Below are 14,110 nucleotides of genomic sequence, written 5' to 3'. Positions count from 1 at the left end.
TTCCTGGCCTTTCCTTGGCCGGCGCACAGATCCGCCACAACGAAGGCCTGTTCCATTGCCCTCGTGACAGCCGATCCCACAGCTCAGCGCCCTGCCGCACCCTCCCGTCCCGGCGACCCCGGCGGTCGCGCCCGCCTCAGCCGGCGCGGCCTGCTGGCCGGCGGCCTCGGTGTTCTCGCGGCCGCCGCCGGTGGCGGCGCCTGGGCCCTCGACCGCTACGTCCTCGATCACGTCGAGGTCTCCGGCGCCTCCTCGATCAGCGCCGCGAACGTGTCGGTGGCCGAGGCCGCGGGCACCGGGACCGCCACCGCGACGACCTGGACCAGCGACACCTCGACGATCTCCATCGAGACGGTGTCGACCGGCTCCGGCAGCGACACGGTCACGTACTTCGTCGCGGACGTGCGGGTCAGCGACGCCACGATCGTCCGGTCGGCGTTCGCGAACGACCAGTTCGGCGAGAACATCACCGCCAACCCGTCGGCGATCGCCGCCTCGGTGAACGCGGTCCTCGCCATCAACGGCGACTACTACGGCTTCCGGGACACCGGGATCGTGATCCGCAACGGCGTGCCGTTCCGCGACGCGGGCGCCCGGCAGGGCCTCGCGTTCTACGCCGACGGCTCGATGAGGCTCTACGACGAGACCGCCACGACCGCCGCCGAGCTGCTCGACGCCGGCGTCTGGAACACGCTCTCGTTCGGTCCCGGCCTGGTCGAGGACGGCGCCGTGATCGACGGGATCGACGAGATCGAGGTCGACACGAATTTCGGCAACCACTCGATTCAGGGAGCCCAGCCGCGTACGGGCGTCGGCCTCATCGCCGGCAACCACCTCCTCTTCGTCGTGGTGGACGGCCGCAGCAGCGGGTACAGCCGCGGCGTCACGATGCCGGAGTTCGCGCAGATCTTCGTGGACCGGGGCGCGACCGTGGCGTACAACCTGGACGGTGGCGGATCGTCGGCCATGGTCTTCCGGGACGAGCTGGTCAACAACCCGCTCGGCAAGGGCCGGGAGCGCGGCACCAGCGACATCCTCTACGTCGCGGGCTGATCACCATGATCGTTCTCATCCCGGCCTACCAGCCCGACCAGCGCCTCGTCGACCTGTGCCACCAGCTCGGCGGCCACCACCTGCTCGTGGTCGACGACGGCAGCGGTCCCTCGTACACAGCGGTCTTCGAAGCCGCCCGCAGGGCCGGCGCCGAAGTGATCACGCTGGACCACAACCGGGGTAAGGGGTTCGCCCTGAAGACCGGTTTTGCCCATATAGCGGCCCGCCGTCCCGGCCACGACGTGGTGTGCGCCGACAGCGACGGCCAGCATCGTGCCGCCGACATCGAGGCGGTCGCCGCCCGCCTGTCGATCTCCCCGGCCGCGATGGTGCTGGGCGTGCGCCGCTTCACCGGCGACGTGCCGGCCCGCAGCCGCTTCGGCAACACGGTGACGCGCGGCCTCTTCCGCCTCGTCACCGGCCGGCCGATAACGGACACCCAGACGGGCCTGCGCGGCTACCCGGCGTGGATCCTGCACTGGCTGTGCGCGACACCCGGCGACCGTTTCGAATACGAGTTGCGATTGCTGCTGCGAGCGGCGCGCGAGAGCCTGGCGATAGACGAGGTCGAGATCGCGACGGTGTACCTGGAGAACAACAGCTCCTCCCATTTCCGGATTTTTCACGATTCTGTACGAATTTATCGGCCACTCCTCGGTTCGATCTTCGCCTTCGCCGGCTCTTCCCTGCTGTCCTTCGCGCTGGACGCGGCCCTGCTGGCCCTCTTCGTCACGACCTCCGGCCACCTGATCGCCTCAGCGACAGCCGCCCGCCTGATCAGCGCTACCGTCAACTACACGATCAACCGCCGCACCGTCTTCGGCCCGGTGGCCCCTCATCGCCGGACCGCTCCCCGATACGCGGCCCTGGCCCTGCTCTCCCTCTCCGCGAACGTCCTCCTCCTGAAGGCGTTGACCCCTGTGCTGCACTCCCTGCCCACAGCGAAGCTCGTGACGGAGTTTTCCCTGTTCGCAGCCGGTTTCCTGATCCAGAGAGCTTTCGTCTTCGCCAGAGCTGTCACCACCCCATCCCGAGCCCCCGAGTCGTCGAGCCCGTGGCTGCCGGCGGTGAAACGTCCGTGATGTCGCAGTCCCCGGCCCCACCGGCTCGCGGTCATCGCACTCCGAGCGGCATCCTAGGAACCTAGGCTTATTGGTCCGACGGTCGAGCACGGTGCCATTCTCCCGGCGGCTTCGGCCGAGACCCGCTCGATGCAACTCGGCCGAGACCCGCTCGATGCAACTCGGCCGGGACCCGCTCGATGCAAATCGGCCGGGACCCGCTCGATGCAACCCAACTGCACCCCGGCGGCTCCCATGAGGAGCCTCCGGGCTGGCAATCCTTGCGCCATGAGTTCTGTGGCGAGCGCCGTCACCACCCGGCGCATCCAGGCCTGGCATCTCAGCCTGGCGGCAGCCCCGTTGATCATGCTTGCCTACTTCATGCTGGGCCGTCTCGACGTGCTGCCCGGCACGCAGGTGGCGCTCTACTGCAGCGCGAACACGGTCCTCGCGGTGTCCGCGCTCGTGGCAGCCCGGCGGCACGCCTCACTGCGTACCGTAATGATCTTTGTGGCCGCGTCGGCGATCTGCGGCGTCATCGGGGACGTGACCTATTACTTCCTGGCGCTGGTCACCGGCGAAGAGGTCTACCCGAGCATCGCGGACGTCTTCTATCTGGCCGCGTATCCGCTGCTCGCGGCCGGCCTGCTGCTCATGGTCCGCAAGCGCACCCCGGGCTGGGACGGCGCCAGCATCATCGACGCCGCGATCGTGGCGATCGGCGCCGGCTTCCTGGTGTTCGAGTTCATCATCAGCCCGACCATGAAGAACTCGGTGGCCGACATGGTCGGGCTGGTCTCGGTGGCGTACCCGATCGGCGACCTCATGCTGCTCGTGGTCGGCGCCCGCCTCATGCTCGGCGCCGGCCCGCGCGGCACGTCGCTGCGGATGATCGGCACGTACCTCGGTCTCGTCCTCGTCGCCGACGCGTTCTACAGCTACCAGTCGATCAACGCGACGTTCGAGGCCGGCGCGCTCCTCGACGCGGTGTGGATGACGGCCAGCTTCATCTTCGCGGCCGGCCTGCTGCACCCGTCCGCGCCGAAGCTGGTGGCCCGCTCGAACGCGGCCACCCCGGACGCCACCACCGGCCGCCTGATCATCCTGGCCGTGGCCGCGATGACCGCACCCACCTCGATCCTGATCGAGGAGGCCCGGAGCGGCAACCCGGACACCGTCGCCGCGGCGATCGTCTGCAACGTGCTGTTCCTCCTCGTCCTCATCCGGATGACCGGCCTGGTCCGGGCGCAGCGCCTCGCCGCGATCACCGACGGGCTGACCGGCCTGCGCAGCCGCCGCTACTTCGAGGAGTCGCTCACGAACGAGAGCGCCCGCGCGGCCCGGCAGAACCAGCCGCTGTCGATGCTGTTGCTCGACATCGACCACTTCAAGACCGTCAACGACACGTTCGGGCACAACGGCGGCGACCGGGTACTGGTCGAGGTCACCCACCGGCTGGGCGAACTGGTCCGCCCCGGCGACGTGGTGGCCCGCTACGGCGGCGAGGAGTTCGCCGTGCTGCTCCCCGCCACCGGCCCCGACCAGGCCCTCGAAATCGCCGAGCGCATCCGCCGCGGCGTCAGCTCCGCGCCGATCGCGGTCGCCGACTCCCGCGTCCACCAGGTCACCGTCTCGATCGGCGTAGCCGGCATGCCCGCCGCCGCCACCACGGCCGAGCTGGTGCTCACCGCGGACCGGGCGCTCTACGCCGCGAAGAACGCCGGCCGCAACCGCGTGATCAGCACAGCCGACGTGCCGCTCCAGCAGGCCGCGTGACCCGACGGCACGGTCAGTCGGCAAGACGGCAGCCGTGCCGAACGCACCACCCGAGATGACGGCGCGCCGCCCAGGTCGACGGCGTCCTCGCTTACGACGAGGGCGCCCGGCCCGAGCAGCGCGCCGCTTCGCTTGTCAGCGCCCTGGCAAGGGCGGCGCGCCGCTTCGGTTGTCAGCGCCCTGCTCAGGACGGCGCGCCGCTTCGCTTGGTAGCGCCCCCGCTTCGGACGAGTAGGCCGCGGCATCTCGCTCGACCTGGCGCGCCGTTCTCGCTTCAGCTCACAGCACCCCCGCCCAGGATGACGGCGTCCCACTTCGCCCCTCTTCAGGAGGACGGCGTCCTGCTTCGAACCACGGCACCCGCTCTCGGAACGGCGGCACGCCGCTGCGGACAACGGGCGCCGGAACCGTCAGAATCGTCGCCATGCGGTTCGGCATTCTCGGTCCCGTTCGGGCGGAGCTCCCTGACGGGCGTTCGATCCCGCTCGGCGGTCCGAGGTTGCGTGCCCTCCTGGCGATGCTGCTGCTCGACGCCGGTCGTCCGGTCGGCGTCGAGCGGCTGATCGACGGCCTCTACGGCGACCATCCGCCGGCCGGTGGCGCGAACGCCCTCCAGTCCCAGGTGTCCCGGCTGCGCCAGGTGTTGCCGGTCGAGCTCGGGCCGGCCGGTTATCGCCTCGCGATCTCCCGGGACGACGTCGACGCGCACCGCTTCACCGCGCTGGCGACGGAGGGGCGGCAAGCACTCGCGGCGGGTGATCCGCACCGGGCCGCTACGGTCCTGCGCGAGGCACTGGCGCTGTGGCAGGGCGACGCGCTGGCCGACGTGCGGGATGCGCCCTTCGCCGCTTCCCAGGTCGACCGGCTGGAGGAGTCGCGCCTCACCGCCGTCGAGGATCTCGCCGAGGCCGAGCTGCCGTCTCACGGCCAGGCTCCGCCGGACAGCCAGGCTCCGCCTCACGGCCAGACTCCGCCTCACGGCCAGACTCCGCCCCACGGCCAGACTCCGCCCCACGGCCGGGATTCGCCTCAGGGCTGGGATTCGTCCCTCGGCTCAGCTCCGCTTCATGGTGCACCTCCTCGGGGGGACGCGATCTCCTCGCTGCGCACGCTGATCGCCGCGCATCCGCTCCGGGAGCGGCCGCGGGGGTTGCTCATGCGCGCCTTGGCGGCGGCTGGGCGGTCGGCCGAGGCGCTTGCCCTGTATGAGGAGACGCGTCGCCTTCTCGCCGAGGAACTGGGGGCCGACCCGTCGCGGGAGCTGTCCGATCTGCATACGGCAATCCTCCGCGGCGACGGCCCGGCCGGCCACGGCACGTCTTTCCGGGGTACGCCGCACCCAGGCCCGGCCACCCGGGGCCCGGCCACCCCGGGCACGACCACCCCAGGAACGGCCACCCCAGGCACGGCCAGCCTGGGCACGGCCACCCCAGGCACGGCCACCCAAAAAACGACCACCCCAGGAACGACCACCCCAGGAACGGCCACCCCAGGAACGACCACGCCCAGGCAACCCTCCCGCCGAGGGGTGCCGATCCCCCTCACCAGCTTCGTGGGCCGCGACGACGACCTCATCCGCCTCACGACATCCCTGGCCACGGCACGGCTCGTCACCCTGCACGGACCGGGCGGCGCCGGCAAGACACGCCTCGCCGCCGAGGTGGCCGCCAAATCCACGACCGACTGCTGTTTCGTCGAACTGGCGGCGGCCACGGCCGACGACCTGCCCCGGGCGGTCCTGGACGCGCTGGGGCTCAAGGATGCGCGGCTCAACGACCGTACGCTCGGGGAAGCCGCCGCCGAATCGCCTGCCGCAACCGACCGCCTGGTCTTCGCCCTGTCCGATCGTGATCTCCTGCTGATCCTGGACAACTGCGAGCACGTCATCGACGCGGCCGCCGCTCTCGCCGCCCGGCTGCTGGGCGCCGCGCCGGGTCTGCGGGTGCTGGCGACGAGCCGGGAGCCGCTGGGCATCACCGGCGAATCCCGGTACCCGGTGGGCGGCCTGACCGTCCCGCCGCCGGCTGAGACAACACCGGAGAACGATGCCTATCCGGCGGTACGACTCTTCGCGGACCGCGCCGCCGACGTCTCCCCCGGCTTCACGGTGACCAGCGAGAACGCCGCCACGGTAGGCCACATCTGCCGCATGCTCGACGGCCAGCCGCTCGCCGTCGAGCTCGCCGCCGCACGCCTGCACGCACTACCGCTCGACGAGATAGCCGCCCGCCTCGATGACCGATTCCGATTGCTCACGAAGGGGAGCCGCACGGCCGCCTCCCGGCACCGCACCCTGCACGCCGTCGTCGCCTGGAGCTGGGATCTGCTGACCCCTGCCGAACAGATGCTGGCGCGCCGGTTCACGGTGTTCACCGGCGGCGCCGACCTCGAGGCCATCGAACAAATATGCAACGATAAATCGGATAAATCCGATTTGTTGGACCGCGTCCACGACCTCGTCAGCAAGTCCCTGATCGAACGGGACGGCACACGCTACCGGATGCTCGCGACGATCCGGGCCTTCTGCGCGGAACGGCTCGAGGAGTCCGGCGAGCAACAGACGCTGCACCGCGCGCACGCCGCGTACTACCTCGATCTCGCCTCTCGCGCGGACCCCTGGCTCCGCACCGCCTCGCAGCTCACCTGGCTCGACCGCCTCGACGCGGACCGCGACAACCTGCACACGGCGCTGCGTCGCGGCGACACGGCGACGGCGTTGCGGCTGGTGGCGGCGCTGTCCTTCTACTGGTGGCTGCGCGGGCTGCGCTCGGAGGCCACCGCCCTCGCCGAACGTGTGCTGCGCGCGGCCGGCCCGCAGCCGCCGCCGGGCCTCACCGAGGAGTACGTCCTCTGCGTCCTCAACGCGGCCCTCGGCGGCACCCGCCCGACCGAGCCGTGGGACGACTATCTGCGCACCATCGAGAAGCCGCCGGCCCAGCCGTTCCTGCTCTACCTCTCGGCCATGGCGGTGGGGCCGCCGGACGCACCGCCCGGCGACGTCATCGCGCTCAGCCGGGAGCTGCGCACGCGGCTCCGCAGCGGCTCCTGGATCAACGCGCTCGGCGGTGTGGGCGGCGGCTGGATGATGCTCTTCGCCGGCGCCGGACCGGAGGCCGCCGCGCCCGAGTTCGTCTCGGCGCTCGACGGCTTCCGCGCGCTCGGCGAGCGCTGGGGCACCATGATCGCGCTGTCCGGCCTGGCCGAGCTCGCGATCTGGGGTGGCCGTCCGGCCGAGGCGCTCCCCCAGCTCGACGAGGCGCTGCGGCTCGCCGAGGAGCTCAAGGCCATCGTCGACGTCGCGGATCTGCTGCGCAGTCGCGCCGAGAGCCGTCTCGCAGCGGACGATCTAGACGGTGCGGCGGCCGATTTCGCCAGTGCCGCCGAGGTGGCCCGGGACTGCGGCGCCCAGGAGCTGGTGGCGTCCGCGAAGCTCGGCGAGGGCACCGTGGCGTTCCGTCGCGGCGATCTGGAGGAGGCTCGTCTGCGCTGTTCAGCGGCGTTGGAGGTATGTCCGACCGGCTGGTACGGCGCCGACGGCACCCGCATGTCCATCCTCGTGATGCTCGGCCGGATCGCTTCGGCTCAGGGCGACCCGTCCGAAGCGGCCGACCGGTACCGATCAGTGTTCACCCTCCGCTCCGGCATGCTCGGCCTCCAGGTGATGGCCGAGGCGATCGACCGGCTCGCGACGCTGGTGCTGGATGCCGGCGATCCGGAGCGTGCGGCCGAGCTGCTCGGCACCGTCACGGCGCTCCAGCTTCGCCCCGGGACCGCGCCGGGCACGCTCGCCGCGCAGGCCGCGGCGAGGGCGGTGCTTGCGCTGGGCCCTGATGCGTACGAGAAGGCACACGCCCGCGGCGCCGGCCTCACCCCGGCTCAGGCCTTCACGATCCTCCGTTCCTGAAGTAAGGACTGTCAGCGCCTCGTGCGCGGTTGGTGCGGGAACGGTCAGCGCCCCCCGCCACGCTGCGGTCATGACATCTGCGGTTGCGGCCGAAGGGCTGCGGAAACGGTACGGGGGCGGGACCACCGCGCTGGACGGGTTCGATCTGCATGCGCCGGCCGGCGGCGTCTACGGGCTGCTCGGCCCGAACGGCGCCGGCAAGACCACGGCGGTCCGGGCCCTCGCCACCCTCCTCACATTCGACGCCGGGCGTGCGGAGGTGGCCGGCGCCGACGTGCGGCGGCAGCCCGAGGTGGTCCGCGACCGGATCGCGCTGACCGGCCAGTACGCCGCGGTCGACGAGATCCTCAGCGGCCGGCAGAACCTGGTCCTGTTCGGCCGGCTCCAGCACCTCGGCGCCCGCGACGCCCAGCGCCGGGCCGACGAGTTGCTCGAACAGTTCGGCCTGACCGAGGCGAAGGGCAGGTCGGCGGCCGAGTACTCCGGTGGCATGCGCCGCCGTCTCGACCTGGCGGCCAGCATGATCCGCCGGCCGGCCGTGCTCTTCCTCGACGAGCCGACCACCGGCCTCGACCCGCGCAGCCGCAACCAGGTCTGGGACGCGGTCCGCGCGCTGGTGGCCGGCGGCACGACGGTGCTGCTGACCACGCAGTACCTCGACGAGGCCGACCAGCTCGCCGCCCGGATCGCCGTGGTCGACGCGGGCCGGGTCGTCGCCGAGGGCACTCCGGCGCAGCTCAAGGCCACGATCGGCGCGGACCGGCTGGAGCTCGTCGTCGAGGACGCCGCCCGCCTCGCCGACGCCGCGACCGTCGTGGCCGGGCTCACCGGCACGACGCCGGACGTCGACGCCGACCAGCGGCGGCTGCGCGTTCCGGTGACGGACCGGGTGGGGTCGCTGGTCGCGACGGTCCGCGCGCTCCAGGACGCGGGGATTCCGGTGGCGGACGCCGGGTTGCACCGCCCGACCCTCGACGAGGTCTTCCTCCACCTGACGGGAGCTGCCCGATGAGTCTCGTGACCGATCAAGAGCAGACCCCCATGCGTACGAAGGAAGCCGCAGGAGTGACCCGCCACCGGGGCCGCGCCGTCGCGGACGGCTGGGTCATGACCGGGCGGTATCTGCGTCATGTGGTGCGCGCGCCCGAAGAGATCGTCATCTACTTCAGCCTGCCCATCATGTTCGTGCTGGTGTTCGGCTATGTCTTCGGCAGCGGCATGCAGGTGCCGGGCGGCGGTGGCTATCGCGAGTTCCTGCTGCCCGGGGTGTTCGTCATGACGATGCTCTACGGCATCGGCGCGACCGCCACGGGCATCGCGACCGACGTCGGACGTGGCGTGGTCGACCGATTCCGATCGATGCCGATGGCGCGGTCGGCGCTCATGACCGGGCGCGCCGCGGCTGATCAGTTCCGGGCGATGCTGGAGATCGTCGTGCTGCTGACGTGCGGGCTGCTCGTCGGGTGGACGTGGCATCGCGGCATCGGGGACTTCGTCCTCGCGATCGGCCTGCTGCTGTTGCTGCGGCTCGCGCTGAGCTGGGTCGGGATGTTCCTCGGCCTGGTCGCGCCGAATCCGGACACCGTCGCGACGATCGTGTTCCCGCTGGCCTTCCCGCTGAGCGCGGTGTCGAACATCTTCGTGGCGCCGGAGCTGATGCCGGGCTGGCTCGGGACGGTGGCGGCGTGGAACCCGATCTCGGCCACGACGACCGCCATCCGGGAGCTGTTCGGCAACCCCGGCCTGGGCGGCGACTCGTGGGCGACCCAGCACGCGCTGCTGCTGGCGGTGCTGTGGCCGATCGTCCTGATCGCGATCTTCGGCCCGCTCGCGGTCGGACGTTACCGGTCACTGGGGCGCTGAGAGCGTGGTCGGACGTTATCGCTCACTGGGGCGCTGAGCGCGCGGCCGGCCTGTTGCGCGGCGCTGCGGGCGGTGTCGCGGCAACGACCGTATCCCGCCCGCAGCGCCACCGGCCGCGGAACGTCCGGGCGGAGAGCGCCCCGGCGGCCGTGGACCGCGCTCCGGCCAGAGCGGTCCTGACCGGCCGCGCCCCTGCGGGGAACGGGCGCGACCGGAAGTCCTTCGCGAAGCAGTCTTGAACCCGATGGGCGCATCGCGCAAACTCACTCCGAGCAGATCCCTCGCGAGCTGCGGCTTCTGCGGACCAGTCTGCGCCCCTCGTGTTTCCGGCGGATACCGTGCGCGCATGACTTTCTCGATCGTGGGCCGGTCCGCCGACGGCGCGGCCGTCGGTGTGGCCGTGGCCAGCAAGTTCCTCGGTGTCGGCGCGGCGGTCCCGGCGGCCCTCGTGAACGTCGGCGCCGTCGCCACCCAGTCCTATGCGAACCTCGCCTACCGCCCGCAGGCCCTCGCCCTCCTCGGCACCGGCGTGGACGCGGAATCCGTGGTCAAGGGCCTGATCGCCGCCGACGACGGCCCGGTCTCGCACCGTCAGGTGGGCGTCGTCGGCGCGACCGGCCCGGGGGCCACGTTCACCGGCGACGACTGCCACGACTGGGCCGGCGGCGTGGCGGGCGACGGCTACGCGGCGCAGGGCAACATGCTGACCGGCCCCGGCGTGGTCACGTCGATGCGGGAAGCCTGGCTCGGGTCCGCGGAGTCGCTGCCGTACCGTCTCCTCGCCGCGCTCCGCGCCGGCGATCAGGCGGGTGGCGACCGGCGCGGTCGGCAGAGTGCGGCTCTGCTGGTGGTCTCGCAGGGGCGAGGGTACGGCGGCACCAGCGACGTCTGGGTGGACCTCCGGGTGGACGACCACCCGGATCCGGTGGCCGAACTGGGCCGGCTGCTCACCATGCACAGCCTGTACTTCGAGTCCCCCGACCCGGACTCCCTGCTCGCGCTGGACGGCGACGTCGAGGCCGAGGTCCGCTCCCGCCTGGCGTCGGCCGGCTTCACGGGAACCGCCCTCGACGACGAACTGGCCTCCTGGGCCGGCGTCGAGAACCTGGAGATGCGCATCGTCCCCGGCTCGATCGACCCGCTGGTGCTGGCCCACCTGCGCACGGTCACGCAGGCGGGCCAGTAGGGAGCGGATGGTCAGCTGCTCCGCCGCAGCACCGGGGCCGTGGCCGCCATCACCGCGACGATCGCGCATCCGATGGTGACCGCGGTCCCGGCGCCCCACGGGATGACCAGGTCGATGCCGCGGCCCAGTTCGGACTCGACGGCCGCCCGGATCCCGGCCATCGACACGGCCGCCACCGCCGCGCCGAGCAGCGCCCCGGCGCCGACCGCGAGCAGGGCCTCCGCGGAGAGCACCCCGAGCACCTGGCCCCGCCCGGCCCCGGCGAGACGCAGCACCCGCAACTCGCCGCGGCGGGCAGCGGTGGCCATGAGCAGCGTGTTCGCGACCGCGATCCCGGTGTATCCGGCGCTCAACCCGATCAGCGCCAGCAGGAACAGATCCACGAGCTCACCCTCCTCGTCCACCTCACGCTGCGCGAACTCCGCCACCGTCATCACCACTCCCCCGGCGGCCGCGGCGGTCCCGGCATCGGCGGCCCCGGCATCGGAGGCGTCGTCGTCGAGGAGCACGAGGCTGGTCAGCGCATCCGGATCGTGGGCGCGCACCAGCTCGCGGGCGAGCACCACCGGCGCCGCCGCCTCCGGTTCGACGGCGGTCACCGGCAGGTCGGTGCGGGTGCCGTCGGCGAGCCGCAGCGCGACCGTGCCGCCGGCCGCCACCCCGAGCTCGGCAGCGGTGTCGGTGTGCAGCACGACGCCCTCGCCGCCGTGCACGCCGGCTGCGTCGTACCCGGCGGCGGTCTTGCCCTCGCCCACCAGCACCCGCGTCGCCAGGCGCGACTCACCTCCCAGCGCCGCGACCGCCGCCTCCGAGAGGCCCGGCGTGTTGTCGGGCACCAGCACGTTCGCGGCCGGGTATTCCGCCGCCTCGTCGATCCCGGCCGCCTCCTCGATCGTCGCGATCATGCCGGTGAGCATCACGGTCAGCCCCACGGTGGCGAGCACGGGCGCCGCCGTCGACGCGACCCGGCGCACCCCGGTCAGCGTGCCCTCCCGGACCAGCATGCCGGTCGCCGACCGCCGCCACGGCGCCGCCACCAACCGCACGAGCGGGCCGATCAGCACCGGCGAGAGCAGCGCGGCCGCGGTGATCAGGAACATCGCGGCGCCCATGCCGGCCGTCGTCTTCGACTCGTTCGCCAGCGACGGCATCACCGCGAGCAGCGCCCCACCGGCGACCGCGGTCAGCAGCCCGGCCACCCATCGGGAGATCGGCATCGGGCGCGGGTCGGCCGCGGCCTCGCGCAGCGCGTCGAGCGGCGGGATCCGCGACGCGCGCCGGGCCGCCACGACCACGCCGGCGAGGGCCGCGAGCACACCGACGAGCGCGGCTCCGGCGACGGCGAGCGGCTGCCAGGTGACGGTGAAGCCGGGCGGCTCGAGTCCGGTTTCGACCATCGGCGCGGCCAGCAGCGGCGCGGCCATCGCCCCGAGGGGCGCACCGGCCGCACCCGCCACCACGGCGATCAGAATCGTCTCCCCGTACATCATCCGTCGCACCTGACCGGGAGTCGCGCCGACCGCTCTCAGCAGTCCCAGCTCGCGTCGCCGTTGCGCGGCGCTCAGCGCCGTCGTCGACGAGACCACGAAGACGGTCGCGAACGCACCCAGCATGACCAGGGCGATCAGCAGCTGAGCACCGATCCACCGGATCCGGGTGACACTGCCGGGCTCCAGCGCGTCGCGATCACTTCCGGTCACGACGCTGCCGGCCGCGCCGATCAGCGCTTGCGCCGCTGCCGCCACCTGCTGCTCATCACCGGTCACCGTCAGACCGATCACGGGTACGCCGGAAGCGCGCTCGGCGGCCACCCGATCCGCCACGAAGTAACCGGCCTGCGACCCGGCGCCCTCGAACGGACCGTTGTCGATCACAGTCCCGGTGATCGTCCACGTCTCCGGGCCGCGGGCGGTGAGCACCTCGGCCCTCTCGCCGGGACGCACCCCGGCGGCGGCCACCTCACCGTCCTTCTCCGGCGCCCGGCCCGCGGCGAGCCGATAGCCGCCGAGCGCCGCCGACGACCAGGCGTGACCCGCGTGCCGGGCGGCGGACGGGTCGCCCGTCGCCGTCCCGCCGGCCAGCCGCTGCACATAGAAGGAGGGATCGGGGACGGCGTGCTCGACACCCGGCACCGTCCGCAGCCGGCCGGCCAGGGCGTCCGCTTCGGCCGGGGTCCAGTTCGGCCGTTCCGGCTCGCCGTAGTCGTTCGTGCCGGTCTGCGGCGGCTGGACCAGGACCGGGGAGGCGCTGTAGCGCTGCGGGGCCCGCGGCTGGGAACTGAGGTACAGCGTCGCGGACGCGGCCAGCACGGCCACGCCCAGCGCGACCGCGACGAACGTGCCGGCGAAGCTCGCGAACCGGTGGCGGAAGTTCGCCCAGGCCGTGCTCATCGGACCACCTCGCGCCGGCCGGATCCGCCGCTCCGGGCCGATTCGAGGCGTGCCGTGCGCACGGCGATCCGCTCCGCGTCCGCGCCGCCGGTCAGCTCGTCGACCACCCGGCCGTCGGCGAGGAACAGCACCCGGTCGGCGTGCGCCGCCGCGTACGGATCATGGGTCACCATCACGATCGTCCGGCCATGCCGGTCCACGGCGGACCGCAGCAGCCGCAGCACCTCGGCGCCGGACGTGGCGTCGAGCGCGCCGGTCGGCTCGTCGGCGAAGAGCACCGCCGGGCGGGTGACCAGCGCACGGGCGATCGCCACGCGCTGCTGCTGACCGCCGGACAGCTCGGCGGGCCGATGGCCGGCGCGCTCGGCGAGACCCACCTCGGCCAGCGCCGCGGTCACCTCGCCGGCGGCCGGGCGGCGGCCCGCCAGGCGCATCGGCAGGGCGACGTTCTGCGCGGCGGAGAGCGCCGGCACCAGATTGAAGGCCTGGAACACGAACCCGACCCGGTCCCGCCGCAGCCGGGTCAGCGCCCGCTCGCTCAGCCCGCGCACCGGGCTCCCGTCGATGACCACCTCGCCGTCGTCGGCCCGGTCGAGGCCGGCCGCGCAGTGCAGCAGTGTCGACTTCCCGGACCCGGACGGCCCCATCACGGCGGTGAAGGTGCCCGCCGCGAACGTCGCGTCAAGGGCGTCGAGGGCGGTCACGGCCCGCTCACCGGTGCCATACCGCCTGGTCACGGCCCTCAACTCGACCGCTGCCGTACTCGTCGTCGTCATGCCCTCAAGCCTCGCCGCCGGACACGGCGGCGTCAGTACGGCAGGGTGCACTCTCCGGGGTACAGCAGGGGGTACCGGGAGAGGTATATCCAGCACTACCG

9 protein-coding genes are annotated in these 14,110 nt (G+C 72.6%); 7 read left to right on the top strand and 2 right to left on the bottom strand.

Features of this window, described 5'->3' with window-relative positions:
- Positions 1-63: 63 nt before the first annotated feature.
- The 7 genes from AB0G10_RS28845 to AB0G10_RS28815 all read left to right on the top strand — a co-directional run bounded on the left by AB0G10_RS28845 (position 64) and on the right by AB0G10_RS28815 (position 10,843).
- On the top strand, positions 64-1,053 hold the full coding sequence (locus tag AB0G10_RS28845) for a phosphodiester glycosidase family protein (RefSeq protein ID WP_360928379.1): 990 nt from the start codon (positions 64-66) through the stop codon (positions 1,051-1,053).
- Between the two features lie 5 nt (positions 1,054-1,058).
- On the top strand, positions 1,059-2,135 hold the full coding sequence (locus AB0G10_RS28840; RefSeq protein WP_360928376.1) for a GtrA family protein: 1,077 nt from the start codon (positions 1,059-1,061) through the stop codon (positions 2,133-2,135).
- 267 nt (positions 2,136-2,402) lie between these two features.
- The gene (locus AB0G10_RS28835; protein ID WP_360928373.1) at positions 2,403-3,890 is read left to right on the top strand and encodes a GGDEF domain-containing protein; all 1,488 of its coding nucleotides are present in this window, start codon (positions 2,403-2,405) and stop codon (positions 3,888-3,890) included.
- A gap of 424 nt (positions 3,891-4,314) precedes the next feature.
- On the top strand, positions 4,315-7,794 hold the full coding sequence (locus AB0G10_RS28830) for a BTAD domain-containing putative transcriptional regulator (RefSeq protein WP_360928370.1): 3,480 nt from the start codon (positions 4,315-4,317) through the stop codon (positions 7,792-7,794).
- Positions 7,795-7,864: 70 nt separating this feature from the next.
- Positions 7,865-8,806, top strand: a complete 942-nt coding sequence (locus AB0G10_RS28825; RefSeq protein WP_360928367.1) for an ATP-binding cassette domain-containing protein — start codon at positions 7,865-7,867, stop codon at positions 8,804-8,806.
- A 29-nt stretch (positions 8,807-8,835) separates the two neighbouring features.
- On the top strand, positions 8,836-9,657 hold the full coding sequence (locus AB0G10_RS28820) for an ABC transporter permease (RefSeq protein ID WP_360928364.1): 822 nt from the start codon (positions 8,836-8,838) through the stop codon (positions 9,655-9,657).
- Between the two features lie 346 nt (positions 9,658-10,003).
- Positions 10,004-10,843, top strand: coding sequence for a DUF1028 domain-containing protein (locus tag AB0G10_RS28815; RefSeq protein ID WP_360928361.1), 840 nt, complete (start codon positions 10,004-10,006; stop codon positions 10,841-10,843).
- Between the two features lie 11 nt (positions 10,844-10,854).
- Here the strand turns inward: AB0G10_RS28815 and AB0G10_RS28810 are convergent, their stop codons facing one another.
- A complete protein-coding gene (locus AB0G10_RS28810) occupies positions 10,855-13,233 on the bottom strand; it encodes an FtsX-like permease family protein (protein ID WP_360928358.1) in 2,379 nt (792 codons plus the stop codon).
- Entirely contained in the window at positions 13,230-14,009 is a 780-nt protein-coding gene (locus AB0G10_RS28805; RefSeq protein WP_360928355.1) for an ABC transporter ATP-binding protein, read from the bottom strand. Before AB0G10_RS28805 ends, AB0G10_RS28810 begins: the two co-directional genes overlap by 4 nt.
- Positions 14,010-14,110 lie beyond the last annotated feature (101 nt).

The organism is Actinoplanes sp. NPDC023714, from assembly GCF_040639855.1.
GTDB lineage: Bacteria > Actinomycetota > Actinomycetes > Mycobacteriales > Micromonosporaceae > Actinoplanes.
Note: the sequence above shows the minus strand (reverse complement) of the source record. Positions and strands in the feature narration are given on the sequence as shown.